The following is a 17,296-nucleotide window of genomic DNA, read 5'->3' as shown; positions in this document are numbered from 1 at the left end:
CTTGGCTTACACTATAGGAGTTGATTTTGGAACTTTATCAGGAAGAGCGGTGCTCGTTCATGTCGAAACAGGGGAGGAACTGGCGGCTGCTGTAAAAGAATACAGACATGCTGTCATCGATACTGTCCTTCCAAAAACGGGTCATAAGCTGCCGCGGGATTGGGCGCTGCAGGATCCGGCTGATTACCTCGAAGTCTTGGAAACAACCATTCCGTCTTTACTCGAACAGACGGGTGTTGAGCCGAAAGACATTATCGGGATCGGCATTGATTTTACGGCATGTACGATCCTGCCTGTTGACAGTACAGGACAGCCGTTATGCATGCTGCCGGAATATGAAGAGGAGCCGCACAGCTATGTGAAGCTCTGGAAGCATCATGCGGCTCAAAAACATGCTGATCGGCTCAATCAAATCGCGGAAGAAGAAGGAGAAGCTTTTTTACAGCGGTACGGAGGAAAAATTTCATCAGAATGGATGATTCCGAAGGTCATGCAGATTGCTGAAGAAGCGCCTCACATTTATGAAGCGGCTGACCGGATCATCGAGGCTGCAGACTGGATCGTGTACCAGCTGTGCGGCTCGCTCAAGCGAAGTAATTGTACAGCAGGATATAAAGCGATTTGGAGTGAAAAAGCGGGCTATCCGTCGGATGATTTCTTTAACAAATTAAACCCTTTAATGAAAACGATTACAAAGGACAAATTAGCAGGTTCTATTCACTCAGTAGGGGAAAGAGCCGGTGGACTGACTGAAAAAATGGCACAGCTGACAGGCCTTCTTCCAGGGACAGCTGTCGCGGTTGCCAATGTGGACGCTCATGTTTCCGTACCAGCGGTCGGCATCACAGAGCCAGGGAAAATGCTGATGATTATGGGAACCTCGACGTGCCATGTACTTCTAGGCGAAGACGTACATATCGTGCCCGGTATGTGCGGTGTTGTGGACAATGGAATTCTTCCGGGCTACGCGGGCTATGAAGCCGGGCAGTCCTGTGTCGGCGATCATTTTGACTGGTTTGTGAAGACATGTGTCCCGCAAGCGTATCAAAAGGAAGCAGAGGAAAAAAACATTGGCATTCATGAGCTGCTGAGTGAAAAAGCAAACCTTCAAGCGCCGGGTGAAAGCGGATTGCTTGCTTTGGATTGGTGGAATGGAAACCGTTCAACCCTTGTTGATGCTGATTTAACAGGAATGCTGCTTGGCATGACGCTGCTGACAAAGCCTGAAGAGATGTATAGAGCTTTAGTTGAAGCGACAGCTTACGGAACCCGGATGATTATCGAAACGTTCAAAGAAAGCGGGGTTCCGATTGAGGAGCTGTACGCAGCCGGCGGAATTGCTGAGAAAAACCCGTTTGTCATGCAGGTTTATGCGGATGTGACAAATATGGACATTAAAATCTCTGGTTCCCCGCAAGCGCCAGCCCTAGGATCTGCCATTTTCGGCGCGCTTGCCGCAGGTAAAGAAAACGGCGGATACAATGACATCAAAGAGGCAGCGGCGCACATGGGGAAACTGAAAGATATATCTTATACGCCAAACGCCGAAAACGCCGCGGTGTATGAAAAATTGTACGCTGAATATAAAGAACTGGTTCACTACTTCGGAAAAGAAAATCATGTGATGAAGCGTCTGAAAACAATCAAAAATCTTCAATTTTCATCTGCCGCCAAAAAGAATTCATAAAGGGTGATGGAGCATGCTTGAAACATTAAAAAAAGAAGTGCTGGCAGCCAACCTGAAGCTTCAAGAGCATCAGCTGGTAACCTTTACGTGGGGAAATGTCAGCGGCATTGACCGTGAGAAAGAAAGAATTGTCATCAAACCTAGCGGAGTCGAATACAGCGACCTGACAGCTGATGACTTGGTTGTTTTGAACCTTGAAGGAGAGGTCGTCGAAGGCTCGCTCAAGCCTTCTTCAGATACACCTACTCATGTTTATTTGTACAAAGCCTTTCCGAACATCGGGGGAATTGTCCATACCCATTCTCAATGGGCGACAAGCTGGGCGCAATCGGGCAGAGACATACCGCCTTTAGGCACGACACATGCTGATTATTTTGACAGTGCGATTCCATGTACAAGAGAAATGTACGATGAAGAAATCATTCATGACTACGAACTGAATACAGGAAAAGTCATAGCTGAAACCTTTCAGCACCATAACTACGAACAGGTGCCGGGTGTACTCGTGAATAACCACGGACCGTTCTGCTGGGGCACGGACGCTTTAAATGCCATCCATAACGCAGTTGTATTAGAAACGGTTGCCGAAATGGCCTATCACTCCATTATGTTGAACAAGGATGTAACCCCAATCAATACAGTCCTTCATGAAAAGCATTTTTATCGAAAACACGGAGCAAATGCGTATTATGGCCAGTCATGATACGCCTGTGTCACCGGCCGGCATTCTGATTGACTTGGACGGTACTGTATTCAGAGGAAATGAATTGATTGAAGGGGCAAGAGAAGCGATCAGTACGCTTCGGGGAATGGGGAAGAAAATCGTCTTTTTGAGCAATCGGGGGAATATCTCCCGTGCCATGTGCAGAAAAAAACTTCTCGGCGCGGGGATTGAAGCTGATGTAAACGACATTGTTCTGTCGTCAAGCGTCACAGCAGATTTTCTGAAGAAACATTATCGTTTTTCAAAAGTGTGGGTGCTTGGAGAACAAGGCTTGGCAGACGAGCTGAGACTGGCCGGTGTAGAGCACGCGAACGAACCGAAGGAAGCGGATTGGCTGGTGATCTCCCTTCATGAAACACTCACGTACGAAGATTTAAATCTGGCCTTTCAAGCTGCCGCCGGCGGCGCTCGTATCATGGCTACGAACAAAGACCGCTCCTTTCCGAATGAAGACGGCAATGCGATCGATGTGGCCGGTATGATCGGAGCGATAGAGGCTTCCGCTCAAGCAAAAACAGAGCTTGTTGTCGGAAAGCCGTCATGGCTGATGGCGGAGGCTGCCTGTACAGCAATGGGGCTGTCCGCACATGAATGCCTGATTATCGGAGACAGTATTGAATCTGACATTGCGATGGGAAAGCTTTATGGCATGAAAAGCGCCTTAGTGCTTACTGGTTCTGCGAAACCGGGTGAGCAGCGTTTGTACACGCCGGATTATGTGCTGGAATCCATTAAGGATATAACCAAATTGGCTGAGGAGGGGATTCTGTTATGAATCGTATCGCAGCTGACGTTGAGCAAGCTTTTGAACTCGCCGGAGAAAAGGTTTTTCCTATAGAAGTTGAAGAAATTGTTATCGGCAAACAAGCAGCTGATTCGCTATTGGATTATGTAAAAAGAAAAAACAACAAACAGATTGTCCTTGTCTGCGACTCGAATACACATCGCATTGCGGGAATTGATTTGGAAAACCGCCTGCATCAAGAAGGGTTTCAGGCTGAGTGCCTGATCATTCCGGGAAATGAAGCCGGAGATGTGACGGCTGATGAACGATCGCTCATTCATGCGCTGATCCATACGGAAAAAACAACGGATGTTATGATCGCGGTCGGTTCGGGCACGATTCATGATATCGTGCGCTTCGCAGCGTTTCAGAGGGATTTGTCGTTTATTTCCTATCCGACTGCTCCATCTGTAGACGGATTTACGTCAGCCGGGGCGCCGCTTATTTTATACGGAACGAAAACAACCATCCAAACGAAGGCTCCATCCGCGCTGTTCGCTGATCTGGATCTATTAAAAGCGGCACCCCAGTCAATGGTTGCGGCTGGATTTGGCGACATGCTCGGGAAAATCACGTCTTTAGCTGATTGGGAAATATCCCGCCACCTTGCCGGCGAGCCTTATTCTCCAACGGGGGCTAAGATCGTTCAGGAGGCGCTGGAAGCCTGTATCGCACACACAGAAGACATTGCGATGAAAACGGAAACAGGCATACTGGTTTTAATGGAATCTTTAATTGTATCAGGTCTTGTCATGCTGGCTTTAGATCATTCCCGTCCGGCATCAGGCGGAGAGCATCATATTTCCCATTGGATTGAGATGGAATTAATGAAGAAAAACCGGCCTCAAATTCTCCATGGGGCAAAGGTGGGTTGTGCCGCTGTGTTATTAACTGACACATACAGAAAGCTCGCCCAGGATGACGGACTGAACGAATTTTCTCCGCGCCGGCGGCAAGCCATTCAATCGGCTTATGAAACGCTCCCGGAAGGAGAAGTGCTGGCCGATTGGCTGAGATCAGCAGGAGGCCCTGCGTTTTTTGACGAAATCGGTGTCGGGCAGGATTCCGTCAAGAATGCCTTCAGACACGCGCACACATTAAGAGACCGCTGCACCGGATTAAGAATCATCAATGAAAACAAAACGCTGATCAATCATGGTCTATATGAATAGCCCGCACCTCGAATGGAAGGGGTAACGCAAATGAAAAAAATGACTGCCTGTTTTCTTGTGCTCATGATGCTGCTGACATTATTCATTGCTGGGTGTTCAGCAGAAAGATCATCCGGGAAATCGGGTGAAACCGAACTGACCTTTTGGACATTTAATGGACTTCATGAGCAGTTTTATGTGGAAATGGTGAAGGAATGGAACAAAAAATATCCTGACCGCAAAATTAAACTGAATACGGTCGTTTATCCATATGGGCAAATGCACGATAATTTGTCTATCTCCTTAATTGCGGGAGAAGGCGTCCCTGATATTGCCGATGTCGAATTGGCCCGTTTTTCAAACTTTTTAAAGGGCTCTGATATACCGCTTGCCGACCTGACTCCGCTGATTGAAAAGGACCGCGATAAATTCGTTGAGGCGCGGCTTACCTTGTACAGCAAAAACGGCAAGCTTTACGGGCTGGATACGCATGTAGGAACGACAGTGATGTTTTATAACATGGATGTGATGAAAAAAGCCGGCGTCAATCCTGATGATATCAAAACATGGGATGATTACCATAAAGCCGGGCAGAAAGTGCGCAAAGTAACCGGAAGGCCGATGGGGACGGTGGAAACCAATGATTCCGCAACGTTCTTATCCATGATTTCACAGCAAAAATCAGGTTATTTTGATAAAAACGGCAAGCTGATCCTTAATAATGACACCAATGTAAAAACAATTCAATTTTTAAAGGACATGATTAATGATAAAACGATGATTGCCGCACCGGGCGGCGGGCATCACAGTGAAGAATATTACGGCTTTATGAACCAAGGCGGAGCAGCGTCGGTTCTGATGCCGATTTGGTATATGGGAAGATTCATAGATTATATGCCTGATCTGAAAGGGAAGATTGCCATCCGGCCGCTTCCGGCGTGGAAAGAGGGGGGCGACCGTTCGGCAGGTTTGGGCGGTACGGCAACTGTTGTGCCGAAGCAATCTAAGCATGTTGAGTTAGCAAAAGAGTTTTTGGCCTTTGCGAAGGGCTCTAAAGAAGGAAACAAAAAGCTTTGGAGCGTACTCGGGTTTGACCCGCTTCGCTGGGATGTCTGGAGCTCTCAGGAATTGAAGGAGAAAAACAAATACACGGATTACTTCCAAAATGGAACAGGCATTTTTTCTATGCTGCTCGATATCAAGGACGAAATCAATCCGATTTATTTACACGAGGATTTTGCCAAGGCTTCAGACCTTGTCAACAGAAGCGTATTGTTCGACGCACTTAAATCTCAGCAAAAAACGCCTAAGCAAGCCTTGGACAGAGCGGCAGGTGAACTGAAACAGAAATAGAATCCCATTCAAAAAGTGAAAGCGGGGAGGTTCTCATGAAACCTGTGAAAACGGGAACGGTTCATCCCGTTCCCTCAGCTGCGAAACAATCAGGCTGGCGAGATCTATTTTATTCGAAAAAAGCGGCGCCCTATCTGTTTACAGCGCCATTCGTTTTATCCTTTCTCGTATTTTTTTTATACCCCATCATTAGCGTCTTCATCATGAGCTTTCAAAGAATATTGCCGGGAGAGGTGACGTTTGTCGGATTGTCGAATTACACTGCACTAAACAATCCGACGTTCTATACTGCCCTTTGGAATACACTGGAATACACCTTTTGGACACTGATTGTGCTGATTCCAGTCCCATTGCTGCTGGCCATATTCCTGAATTCAAAGCTGGTCAAATTCAGAAATATATTCAAATCAGCACTATTCATTCCGGCATTGACTTCCACCATTGTGGCGGGGATCATTTTTCGGCTGATCTTCGGGGAAATGGAAACGTCGCTGGCCAATTCCATCTTACTCAAACTCGGCTTTTCACCTCAGAACTGGATGAACAATGAACATACCGGCATGTTTTTAATGGTGCTGCTTGCTTCGTGGAGATGGATGGGAATCAACATCCTTTACTTTTTGGCCGGTTTGCAAAATGTGCCGAAAGAGCTGTACGAAGCCGCCGATATTGACGGCGCGAATACGATGAAAAAATTCCGGCACATTACGCTGCCGTTTCTCAAGCCTGTAACGGTTTATGTGCTAACCATCAGTATCATCGGCGGATTCAGGATGTTTGAGGAAAGCTACGTCCTTTGGCAAAATAATTCCCCGGGTAATATCGGCTTGACGCTTGTCGGATATTTGTACCAGCAAGGGCTTGCCTACAACGAAATGGGATACGGAGCGGCCATCGGCATTGTGCTTTTGATTGTGATACTTGTTGTCAGCCTGATTTCGTTAAAGCTGTCAGGCTCGTTTAAGGGGGAGGGATAAATGTTGCGGCACAGTCCTCAGTACAGCGTTTACAAAATCGCGCTTACCCTGTTTTTTATCATGCTGAGCCTATTGTATATTTTTCCGATTTTCTGTTTGCTTTTAGGATCATTAAAGCCGTCATCTGAGCTTTTGCGTGTAGGGCTGAATGTTGATATTGATCCAAAAGTGATGAGTTTAGATAACTACACATTTCTGTTTAATGGCGGCAGCATTTATTTTAAATGGTTTTTTAACAGTCTTGTGCTTGGGGTTTTCACGACCGTGCTCACTCTGTTTTTTTCATCGATGATTGGGTACGGACTTGCGGTTTACGAGTTTAAGGGCAGGAATATCATCTTTGTTCTTGTGCTGATTATTATGATGGTTCCGCTTGAAGTAATGATGCTTCCGTTGTTTAAGCTGACCGTAGGACTGCACTTGATTGATTCATATACCGGTGTCATTTTGCCGTTCATCGTTTCGCCGGTAGCTGTTTTCTTTTTCAGGCAGTATGCCCTCGGTCTTCCAAGAGATCTGCTAGACTCTGCAAGGATGGACGGCTGTACGGAATTCGGGATCTTTTTCCGGATTATGGCGCCGCTGATGAAACCGGCTTTCGGCGCGATGATTATCCTCCAGTCCTTGAACAGCTGGAACAACTTCTTATGGCCATTGATTGTGCTTCGTTCGAAAGAAATGTTTACGCTTCCAATTGGGCTGTCCAGCTTGCTGAGCCCTTACGGAAACAACTATGACATGCTCATATCCGGCTCAGTATTTGCGATTTTGCCGGTCATTATCATTTTCTTGTTTTTCCAAAAATACTTTATCTCCGGCCTGACGGTAGGGGGAGTCAAAGGTTAATAAAGGAGGAAACGTGTGATGAAAAAAGCGCGAGTGATTGTAGACAAAGAATATAAAATTGGTGAAGTAGACAAGCGGATTTACGGCTCGTTTATCGAACATATGGGGCGAGCGGTATATGAAGGCATATATGAGCCTGACCACCCTGAAGCAGATAAAGACGGGTTTAGAAAGGATGTCCAGTCGCTGATCAAAGAATTGCAGGTTCCGCTTATCCGCTATCCGGGCGGAAACTTTTTATCCGGATATAACTGGGAGGACGGTGTCGGACCTGTCGAAAACCGCCCGAGACGGCTTGACTTGGCATGGCAAACGACAGAAACGAATGAAGTGGGAACAAATGAATTTTTATCTTGGGCAAAAAAGGTGAACACTGAGGTCAACATGGCCGTCAACCTTGGCACAAGAGGCATAGATGCCGCCCGCAATCTCGTTGAATACTGTAACCACCCGAAAGGCTCTTACTGGAGTGATTTAAGAAGATCGCATGGCTATGAACAGCCGTACGGCATCAAGACATGGTGCTTAGGAAACGAAATGGATGGCCCGTGGCAGATCGGCCATAAAACAGCTGACGAATACGGACGGCTTGCCGCAGAGACTGCAAAGGTCATGAAGTGGGTTGATCCAACAATTGAACTTGTTGCCTGCGGCAGTTCAAACAGCGGCATGCCGACCTTTATCGATTGGGAAGCGAAGGTGCTGGAGCATACGTACGAGCATGTCGACTATATCTCTCTCCATACGTATTACGGAAACCGGGATAACAATCTGCCAAACTACTTGGCCCGTTCCATGGATCTTGATCATTTTATTAAATCTGTCGCTGCAACCTGTGACTATGTAAAAGCAAAAACCCGCAGCAAGAAAACAATCAATCTCTCTCTGGATGAATGGAACGTCTGGTATCACTCAAATGAGGCGGATAAAAAAGTCGAGCCTTGGATTACTGCGCGTCCGATTTTAGAGGATATTTATAATTTTGAAGATGCTTTATTGGTCGGCTCTCTGCTTATTACGATGCTGCAGCACGCAGACCGTGTGAAAATCGCGTGCCTTGCACAGCTTGTAAATGTCATCGCGCCGATTATGACGGAAAAAGGCGGGGAAGCATGGAGACAGCCAATCTTCTATCCATACATGCATGCTTCTGTTTACGGAAGAGGCGAGTCACTGAAGCCGCTTATTTCTTCTCCGAAGTACGACTGCTCAGATTTTACTGATGTGCCATATGTTGATGCCGCTGTTGTGTATGCCGAAGAGGAAGAAACACTCACGATTTTTGCGGTAAACAAAGCTGAAGATCAGATGGAGACGGAGATTTCGCTCAGAGGCTTTGAATCCTTCCAAATCGCAGAGCACATTGTACTCGAGCATCAGGATATCAAAGCGACAAACCAGCAAAACAGAAAAAATGTCGTCCCGCATTCCAACGGAACATCATCTGTCAGCGAAAACGGCTTAACCGCGCATTTCACGCCGCTTTCCTGGAATGTGATCCGCTTGAAAAAACAGTCATAAAGTGAAACATTAGCCGGAGATCGCTCTCCGGTTTTTCTTTTTTTTGGAGGTAGATATGATTCAGTACCTTGTAATGTTCAGTAGTAAATGTTACTATATGCATAAATGGTGGAAAATATAAACAAAATTAACGAGCTTCGGGGAGGATTTTATGATGAATGCTCAATTCAAAAAGGGAGCATTAGAGCTATGTGTGCTTGTATTCATATCTGAAAAAGACCAATACGGATATGAGCTTTCTCAAAACATTTCCAGGCACATGGCGATTGCTGAAGGCACCTTATATCCTCTTCTAAGAAGACTGACGAAAGAAGAGTATTTAGAAACATATATGGCGCCGTCTTCCGAAGGTCCTGCCAGAAAATACTATACGATGTCAAAGCTTGGTTCCATGCGAATGAAACTGCTGCTGGCAGAATGGGATCAGTTCACAGCATCTGTCAATCAAATCATCGACGTGGCAAGGGGAGGAGAACAATGAATCAAGAACTGTTTTTGCAGGAGTTAAGTAAAGCGTTAATGCCGCTTTCAGAAGAAGAGCGGAATGAGATCTTATTTGATTTTGAAGAACATATGACCGAAGGGATGAAAGAAGGCGGCTGGAAGCGGACATCATCAGGGAACTCGGTTCTCCAAAACAAATTGCAAAGGAATTGATGCAAGATGTCACGGAAACTGCTCCAGCAGAGCAACGCCCTAAAAAGAATCTTTTTCACATGGCGTGTTCAGCAGCAGCGATAAGCTTCTTAAATATGATTTTCGTTCTGGGACCGGCTATTGGCATTTTAGGAGTGTACGTGGGGTTATGCGGGGCGGCGCTTGCACTTTCTGTGTCACCGATCATTTTTATCGGCATGTTGATGTTTCAAACGAATACGCACATGATGCTGGAGTTCTTTTTATCACTCGTGTTTGGCAGTCTGGGGCTGCTATCTTGTATAGGGCTGTCGCATTTAGGAAAGCTGCTGTATGGCATGGGTTTACGATATATCAAATATAATCTAAAGCTGGTGACGGGGGCGCGGACATGAAAAAAATCATAATAGGATTAATCGCAGTATTTGCAGTCGGGGTCATCGGAGCTGTCATCACTGCAGCTGCTTCTGATTTTACAAGAGACGAGGTGACAGCTGCTGAAACATATTCTGCCACAGATATTAAAAAAATTGAGGTAACAACGAGCTCGATGAATGCAGAGGTCAAAATTGGGCAAACGGATGATATTCAGGTAGCGGCTGAAGGGAAAGTCAGTGATAAAAGCAAAAAGCTGTTCGATGTGAGCCAAGATGGCAAGTCATTAAAAATCAATCAAATAGCACGCGAGAATATCATCTCTTTTATAGCGTGGGACAGCGAAAAGGATATGAAAATCACAATTATTATTCCTGAAAAGAAGTATGGTGAGTTAACGGTAACGACAACCTCTGGGGATATTATCATTGAAAATGTGCACGCGGATCAAACTGCTGTTGACTCTACATCAGGAAATATTGAGCTGAAGCATGCACGCATCGAAAACGAGTTGACGCTAAAAACAACGAGCGGAGATATTCAAGAAAACCAAAATTCATTCGGCCAAGGTGTGGTAAAGACAACAAGTGGATTAATAGAAAGCAGCCGCACAACAGCTGGAAAGGTGAATTATAAGACAACCTCCGGAGATATTGACCTTCTACAGGAGAGTCAGAACAAAGAAGTTGACATCGTCACAACGAGCGGAAGTGTGTCCGTAGAATATCAGAAAGAACCTGCAACCTTAGCAATGGATTGTCAGACTGACTCAGGTGAGACGTCAGTCAACCTAGATCAAATTATGTATCAAGAAAAATCAGAGAAGCGAATTACAGGATATATAGGTGATAACGAAACCTCTAATCATTTAAACATTCGCACAACCTCTGGAGACATTGAACTAAACTAACTGCGACGAGCCGGCCAATTCCAGCCGGCTTTTCTGTATAGGAAAAAATGACCGCTTATCACCATGAAATTATGATATATTTATGAAAAACAGCAAAGGGGATGAGAGAAAATGAATGCGGTTACAATTGTGATAGCGTCAATGTGCATTTTGGCTATTGCCTATCGTTTATACGGAACATTTATGATGGTGAAGGTTCTCAAAGTGAATGATGACAAGCCGACGCCTGCTCACGCGCTTGAGGATGGAAAAGATTATGTGCCTACAAATAAATGGGTCTCTTTTGGCCACCATTTTGCAGCGATCGCAGCGGCCGGGCCGCTGGTCGGACCGATTTTGGCGGCGCAGTTCGGCTATTTGCCGGGGTTATTATGGCTGTTAATCGGGGCGGTAATAGGGGGAGCCGTCCATGATCTTGTTGTGCTGTTTGCATCAATGCGCAAAAATGGAAAGTCGCTGTCAGAAGTGGCGAAGGATGAGCTTGGCCCTGTTGCCGGATTTTGCACGGGACTGTCTATGCTTTTTATTATCACGATTACGATGGCGGGGCTGTCGATGGTTGTGCTGCACGCGCTTGAACGCAATCCGTGGGGCACATTTGCGGTAGGAATTACAATTCCGATTGCGATGGGCGTGGGCTTATTTTATAAGAAAACGGGAAATTTAAAGCTTGCGTCAACGATCGGTTTTCTCTTTTTAATGGCGGGAGTCTTTATCGGCCCATGGGTGCAGACTACTGCGCTCGGTGACTTTTTATCGCTAGAAACGAAAACGCTTGCAATTGCACTTCCTATTTATGCGTTTTTTGCAGCGGCGCTTCCCGTTTGGCTCCTTCTCGCACCGCGTGATTATTTAAGCAGCTTTATGAAAATCGGTGTGTTTATCGCTTTGATTGCCGGGGTATTTGTCGTCAATCCGTCCATCCCGTTTCCTGCGTTTACAGAATTCGTAAAAGGGGGCGGGCCGGTGCTGGCAGGACCCGTCTGGCCGTTCATTTCAATTACTATCGCCTGCGGTGCGATCTCGGGATTTCACGCCTTTGTCGGTTCAGGTACGACCCCGAAAATGCTGAATAAATGGAGTGATATGAAGCCGGTTGCGTTTGGCGCAATGCTTGTCGAGTGTCTTGTCGGCATTATGGCGCTGATTGCAGCGACCGCCTTGCAGCCTGCTGATTACTTTGCGATTAACAGCACGCCTGAGGTTTTCCGTACGCTCGGCATGAATGTCGTCCATTTGCCTGAATTGAGCAGGGAAATCGGTTTGGACTTAGAAGGAAGAACAGGGGGAGCCGTTACGCTTGCGGTGGGAATGACTTATATTTTTACCGGAATGCCGTTTTTCAGCCATTTGGCCTCATACTTTTTCCAATTTGTCATTATGTTTGAAGCCGTATTTATTTTAACAGCGATTGACGCCGGCACACGTGTTGCCCGTTATCTGATTCAGGATTTCTTCGGAGAGGTGTATAAACCGCTGAAGAAAACAGACTGGATTCCGGGATCTGTATTTGCCAGCGCGCTCGCCTGCCTGATGTGGGGCTATCTGCTGTATTCAGGGGATATCGGTTCCATTTGGGCGCTGTTTGGCGTGTCCAATCAGCTGATGGCTTCAGTGGGGCTGATTATTGGAGCGACCATCGTGCTGAAAATCGCCGATAAACGCCGTTACATTCTGACCTGCCTTATCCCGCTTGCCTATTTATATGTCACTGTCAATTATGCGGGCTATTGGATGGTGCGCAATGTGTATCTCAATCCTGAAGCAGCAGGATACAGTGTATTGAATGGCGTACTATCGATCATCATGCTGCTGTTAGGCTTCATCATTATCGTGGCGGCTGTGAAAAAATGGGCGCAGATGTGGAGAGATCCAAGCTTAAGGATGGAAGCATCTATACCGGGATAGAAGGACTAATGAAATGTTGAGGAGGATTGGCAATGAAATTATCAATGAAATATCTTATTCTATACGTATCGGACAGCAAGCGGGCTATTCATTTTTATCAGGATATTTTAGGACTGCCGATTCGTGCTGAACACGGCACGTATATCGAATTTGAAACAGGCTCTGCGATATTGGCGCTTAATACGCGAGAAAGCGCCAGAGAAATCACGCCGCTAGACATTCCAGATACATCTGCTTCGAACACATTTGAAATTGGTTTTGTCACTGAAAACGTAGAAGCGGTTATCAAAAGGGTAAGAGAACAGGGGGTCACAATTATTGGGGAGCCGAAAGTGAAGCCATGGAGGCAGACGGTTGCCTATATCTCCGACCCGGATGGACATTATATTGAAATTTGCAGTCCGATAGAATAATGCACAAAAGCCCAAAACAATTTCTGTTTTGGGCTTTCTTATGATGTTTGGTGTCCAGTCGCTTCCAGCAGCAAATCAGCCAGGTGAACGGCTTTGACTTTACCGTTTAGTCCTTCACGTTCAATGCCCAGCTTCATCTGCAGCAGGCAGCCGGGATTTGCTGTCACAATGACGATTGCTTCGCTCGCTTTGACGGCAGCCATTTTACTATCCAGTATTTTCATAGACATCTCAGCTTCCACGATGTTATAAATTCCCGCTGATCCGCAGCAGCTATCCGCTTTATCCATTTCTCTGAATTCGGTCCCCTTGATGCTTTGAAGAAGTTGGCGTGGCTCAAGCGACGTATGCATCACATTTCTTAGATGGCATGAATCTTGATAGGTAATGACCTGCGGCATCTCGAGCGCTAAGTCCATTTGATGAAAATCGAGTTCAACCAAAACGGACGAAAAATCTTTTAGTTTCTGAACAAATGCAGCGGATCGCTCCGACCACTCGGGGTCATCCTTCAGCAAATGATCATATTCAGTGAGAAAGGCTCCGCATCCCCCTGCGTTTGTAATGACAGCTTCGACGTCTAACGCTTCGAAGGCAGCGATATTTTGTTTCGCGAGCTCTTTCCCCGCGTTTTTTTCCCCGCTGTGCCCATGCAGCGCGCCGCAGCAAGCCTGGTCAGGCGGGATGACAATGTCGCAGCCCGCCAGCTGCAGCAACTTCAGTGTGGCATTGTTGGTCGGTAAAAACATGGTATCCATTAAGCAGCCCGAAAAAAAGGCGACCCGTTTTTTCATGGGGCCAATTGACGGCAGCAAACGCGGCCGATGCTTCATTTCTTTGTTTTTAGGAATATCAGGAAGAACGGCTTCCATCGTCCGCAAATGCTCAGGCAGGACGCGAAGCATACCGGTTTTGCGAACAGCGGTTTGCAGTCCAGACCGCTGATACAAACCGATAAGGCTGACAGCTGAGCGCATGCGGTTTTGATGCGGAAACAGCTCCTGAAAAGCGGCTTTTCGCAAGACACGAGCGCCGAGCGAGTGTTTTTTATTTTGGTGGATAATATCTCTGGCTTCCTCAAGCAGCTGTCCGTATTTCACGCCTGACGGGCATACAGGTTCACAGGCGCGACAGCCTAGGCAAAGTGACAGCGAACGCTCGACATCTTCATCGGGTTCAATCATACCGTCGGCTACGGCTTTCATTAAGGCGATGCGCCCGCGCGGAGAGTGAGTTTCCTGAAATCCCGATTCGATATAGGTCGGGCAAGAAGGAAGACAGAAGCCGCAGCGCATACAATTCAAAAGCTCGCCTTCATCCATGCGCTCTTTGAATTCATCTTGGATCTGGTTCATTTCTTTTTCTGTTGTCATCTTTTCGTCACCACACGTTTTCTGCAGTCTTTCGCGAACACTTTGCCCGGATTTAATATGTTCCGGGGATCAAATGCCGCTTTCATCGCTTTCATCGCGGCAATGCCCTCTTTTTTCAGCTTCATCTCCAAGTAAGGCGCTTTCATGGCCCCGACCCCGTGCTCTCCGGTTATCGTGCCGCCAAGTTCAATCGCTTTCTCAAAAATCTCGGCAAAAGCCTGTTCGACACGCTCCATCTCATCCTCATTTCTTATGTCAGTCGTACATGTCGGGTGAAGGTTTCCATCTCCCGCGTGGCCGAAGGTGCAAATAGAAAGCCCATATTTAGCGGCAATATCATTAATGGCTTTTACCATATTGGCGATTTCTGAGCGAGGAACGGTCGCGTCCTCTAAAATCGTCGTCGGCTTGAGGCGGGCAAGGGCAGAAAGTGCAGAACGCCGGGCTTCAGTCAGGGCAAATGCTTCCTCCTCGGTTTGGGCGGTCTGAACGGAAACAGCGTCGCCTTTTTTGCAGATCGCCTCAATCTTTTCCATATCCCGTGCAACGGTTTCAAGCGGTCCGTCTTGCTCAATTAACAGAACCGCCTTTGCATTTGTCGGAAGTCCGATTTTAGCATAATCCTCAATGACTAAAAGTGTGGGCTGGTCAAGAAATTCAAGCGTGGCGGGTATGATTTTTGCGGCAATGATATCTGATACCGTTTGAGCAGCGGCATCGATATTTTCATAAAGGGCAAGCAGCGTCTTCTTCGTTTCCGGCTTTGGAACGAGTTTGACGATTGCCTCTGTCACAATGCCAAGTGTTCCTTCTGAACCGACAAAAAGACGTGTGAGATCGTATCCGGCCACATCCTTTGCGAGCTTTCCGCCGGTGCGGATGATGTCTCCGTTTGCGAGCACCGCCTCCAGTCCAATGACATAGTCGCGGGTGACGCCGTATTTTAATCCGCGGAGCCCGCCGGAATTTTCATTGATGTTTCCGCCCATTGTTGATATTTTCATAGAACTCGGATCAGGCGGATAAAACAAACCTTTGCTTTCAACCGCGCGGGTCATATCTAATGTAATGACGCCCGGCTGGACTGTGGCGGTCAAATTTTCTTCATCAATCTCAAGAATCCGGTTCATATGCTTAAAGAGAAGAACAAGTCCGCCTTCAGTCGGGCACGTGCCGCCGCATAGGTTTGTTCCTGATCCTCTTGGAACGATCGGCACTCGATGATCGTTGCAAATCATTAAAATTCGTGATACTTCATTTGTGCTCCTCGGAGCAATCACGGCATCAGGCATAGACTGAAACTGCGGCGTCGCATCATACGAATAGACGAGACGGCCGGCATTCGAGTCATCATAGTTTTCCTTGCCGACGATTTGGACCAGCTGTTCTTTTACATCTTTGGTGATCATTTCACCCATCCCCCTGTCAAAACGCTTTCAATCTATTGTAAAAGAAAAAAAGCAACGTTTTCTATGGAGAAACATACAAAAAATGAAACTGAAACACTCTCTATTTTATATCTTGATCTAAAAAATAGAGTGCAACATACATCGTGACGATATCCTCTGTGCAGTCAAAACGCAAACCCGTCAGCTGTTCAGCCTTAGACAAACGATAGCGCAATGTATTAATGTGAATATGCATGTCTTCAGCGGTTTGTTTTAAAGACAAATCGTGATGAAAGAAAGTCCGTATCGTATTCATAAGCTCCCGATGCTGAAGCGCCTCTTGGAATACTCTTTGCGGAAATTCATTTCGTGTGCCCGGGCTGATCTCCGTCAGGCACATATCAAGCTTCAGATCCTCTTCGAATATGGGCGTTTTTCGCTTAAGGCTGACAGCCAGCGCTTTTTCAGCCTGCCCGTATGAGTCTGTCAGGCTGGAGCTTGCGACAGCCCTTCCGGCGCCAGCTGCAACACAGCTGTTTGCAGTATGAACAAATGAACAAATGTGAAGGAGCTGCCGCAAAAGCCGATCCCTTTGTTCATGCTTTGGCACTTCGTGATTAATCAGAATCCGTTCATTTCCCCACCTGATGAACAAATCAGAAGAGTACGCGGATTTCCAGATATGTGCCATTTGCTCAATGTCATAAGATGACCACTCATATCCTTGAATGAGAATCATTTGGCGCCGGGAGGAAAGATCAACACCGAGAAGCTGGGCTTTCTCAAGAAAACCGGGAGACCACTCTTTTAATTGCAGCCAATCGACCGTAAAGGACTCCAGCATTCTCTCCCGCCACTGGGATTGCTCTAAATGCCGCGATTCCTTAATGAACAGCTCTGTCATTTTTCGAAGCAGCTCCCCGTAAGGCTGAATCTCAGCAGGCTCACCTGTAAGCCCGAAGACGGCGATTACATCCCGGTCGGAAAATACAGGAAGATTCAGGCCTGCCTTTACTCCTTTTAATTTTTTTTCATCTTCTACTGTAATAATGACATTCCGTTTCTCTTTTGCGCAGATGAGCGCTCCTTCATGAAATCGTCCCACACGCTCATCATTTGTGCTAGCCATAATGAGTCCGTCTGTATTCACAATAATTACTTCACGTTCATACATTTTCTTGACTTCGGCAATAATTTTTTTCGCTAATAACGGCTGTAAAAACATGGCGATCCCCCTCATCATGTTTTTA

15 protein-coding genes and 2 pseudogenes are annotated in these 17,296 nt (G+C 46.6%); 14 read left to right on the top strand and 3 right to left on the bottom strand.

What is annotated here, in order from left to right; all coding sequences use genetic code 11:
• The first annotated feature begins 1 nt into the window (after position 1).
• From araB to ABZM97_RS14375, 14 genes and pseudogenes are all read left to right on the top strand, one after another.
• Positions 2–1,687 carry a ribulokinase gene (gene araB / locus ABZM97_RS14440; protein ID WP_087992394.1) on the top strand — a complete coding sequence of 562 codons (1,686 nt, stop codon included), beginning with the start codon at positions 2–4 and terminating at the stop codon, positions 1,685–1,687.
• A gap of 13 nt (positions 1,688–1,700) precedes the next feature.
• Positions 1,701–2,390 carry an L-ribulose-5-phosphate 4-epimerase gene (gene araD, locus ABZM97_RS14435; protein WP_187957039.1) on the top strand — a complete coding sequence of 230 codons (690 nt, stop codon included), beginning with the start codon at positions 1,701–1,703 and terminating at the stop codon, positions 2,388–2,390.
• A complete protein-coding gene (locus tag ABZM97_RS14430; protein ID WP_367387498.1) occupies positions 2,368–3,186 on the top strand; it encodes an HAD-IIA family hydrolase in 819 nt (272 codons plus the stop codon). The genes araD and ABZM97_RS14430 overlap by 23 nt, the downstream gene beginning before the upstream one ends.
• Positions 3,183–4,367, top strand: coding sequence for a sn-glycerol-1-phosphate dehydrogenase (egsA, locus tag ABZM97_RS14425; protein ID WP_087992391.1), 1,185 nt, complete (start codon positions 3,183–3,185; stop codon positions 4,365–4,367). Before ABZM97_RS14430 ends, egsA begins: the two co-directional genes overlap by 4 nt.
• A gap of 30 nt (positions 4,368–4,397) precedes the next feature.
• Entirely contained in the window at positions 4,398–5,699 is a 1,302-nt protein-coding gene (locus tag ABZM97_RS14420; RefSeq protein WP_202326968.1) for an ABC transporter substrate-binding protein, read from the top strand.
• A 35-nt stretch (positions 5,700–5,734) separates the two neighbouring features.
• Positions 5,735–6,676 carry a carbohydrate ABC transporter permease gene (locus ABZM97_RS14415; protein ID WP_087992389.1) on the top strand — a complete coding sequence of 314 codons (942 nt, stop codon included), beginning with the start codon at positions 5,735–5,737 and terminating at the stop codon, positions 6,674–6,676.
• Positions 6,677–7,522, top strand: coding sequence for an arabinose ABC transporter permease AraQ (gene araQ / locus ABZM97_RS14410; RefSeq protein WP_087992388.1), 846 nt, complete (start codon positions 6,677–6,679; stop codon positions 7,520–7,522). It begins immediately after the preceding gene.
• Positions 7,523–7,540: 18 nt separating this feature from the next.
• Positions 7,541–9,043, top strand: a complete 1,503-nt coding sequence (gene abfA, locus ABZM97_RS14405; RefSeq protein WP_367386902.1) for an alpha-L-arabinofuranosidase AbfA — start codon at positions 7,541–7,543, stop codon at positions 9,041–9,043.
• A 154-nt stretch (positions 9,044–9,197) separates the two neighbouring features.
• Entirely contained in the window at positions 9,198–9,524 is a 327-nt protein-coding gene (locus tag ABZM97_RS14400; RefSeq protein ID WP_176365293.1) for a PadR family transcriptional regulator, read from the top strand.
• Positions 9,461–10,074: pseudogene (locus ABZM97_RS14395) on the top strand (DUF1700 domain-containing protein). Before ABZM97_RS14400 ends, ABZM97_RS14395 begins: the two are co-directional and overlap by 64 nt.
• Positions 10,071–10,964 (top strand): DUF4097 family beta strand repeat-containing protein, encoded by an 894-nt coding sequence (locus tag ABZM97_RS14390; protein WP_367386901.1) that lies wholly within the window; start codon positions 10,071–10,073, stop codon positions 10,962–10,964. The pseudogene ABZM97_RS14395 and the gene ABZM97_RS14390 overlap by 4 nt, the downstream one beginning before the upstream one ends.
• Before the next feature lie 111 nt (positions 10,965–11,075).
• On the top strand, positions 11,076–12,872 hold the full coding sequence (gene cstA / locus ABZM97_RS14385) for a carbon starvation protein CstA (protein WP_367386900.1): 1,797 nt from the start codon (positions 11,076–11,078) through the stop codon (positions 12,870–12,872).
• A pseudogene (locus ABZM97_RS14380) lies at positions 12,815–13,002 on the top strand (hypothetical protein). Before cstA ends, ABZM97_RS14380 begins: the two are co-directional and overlap by 58 nt.
• Entirely contained in the window at positions 12,917–13,285 is a 369-nt protein-coding gene (locus tag ABZM97_RS14375) for a VOC family protein (protein WP_367387497.1), read from the top strand. Before ABZM97_RS14380 ends, ABZM97_RS14375 begins: the two are co-directional and overlap by 86 nt.
• Before the next feature lie 38 nt (positions 13,286–13,323).
• Here the strand turns inward: ABZM97_RS14375 and ABZM97_RS14370 are convergent, their stop codons facing one another.
• From ABZM97_RS14370 to ABZM97_RS14360, 3 genes are all read right to left on the bottom strand, one after another.
• Positions 13,324–14,658: a (Fe-S)-binding protein gene (locus tag ABZM97_RS14370; protein WP_087992382.1), complete on the bottom strand. Its 1,335-nt coding sequence runs from the start codon at positions 14,656–14,658 to the stop codon at positions 13,324–13,326.
• Positions 14,655–16,067: a glycolate oxidase subunit GlcD gene (gene glcD, locus ABZM97_RS14365; protein ID WP_202326976.1), complete on the bottom strand. Its 1,413-nt coding sequence runs from the start codon at positions 16,065–16,067 to the stop codon at positions 14,655–14,657. The genes ABZM97_RS14370 and glcD overlap by 4 nt, the downstream gene beginning before the upstream one ends.
• A gap of 100 nt (positions 16,068–16,167) precedes the next feature.
• Positions 16,168–17,271 (bottom strand): sugar diacid recognition domain-containing protein, encoded by a 1,104-nt coding sequence (locus ABZM97_RS14360; RefSeq protein WP_087992380.1) that lies wholly within the window; start codon positions 17,269–17,271, stop codon positions 16,168–16,170.
• Between the last annotated feature and the right edge of the window lie 25 nt (positions 17,272–17,296).

Origin of the sequence: Bacillus vallismortis, from assembly GCF_040784915.1 — a bacterium.
Taxonomy (GTDB): Bacteria; Bacillota; Bacilli; order Bacillales; family Bacillaceae; genus Bacillus; species Bacillus subtilis_G.
This window is presented reverse-complemented; position numbering and strand designations above follow the sequence as displayed.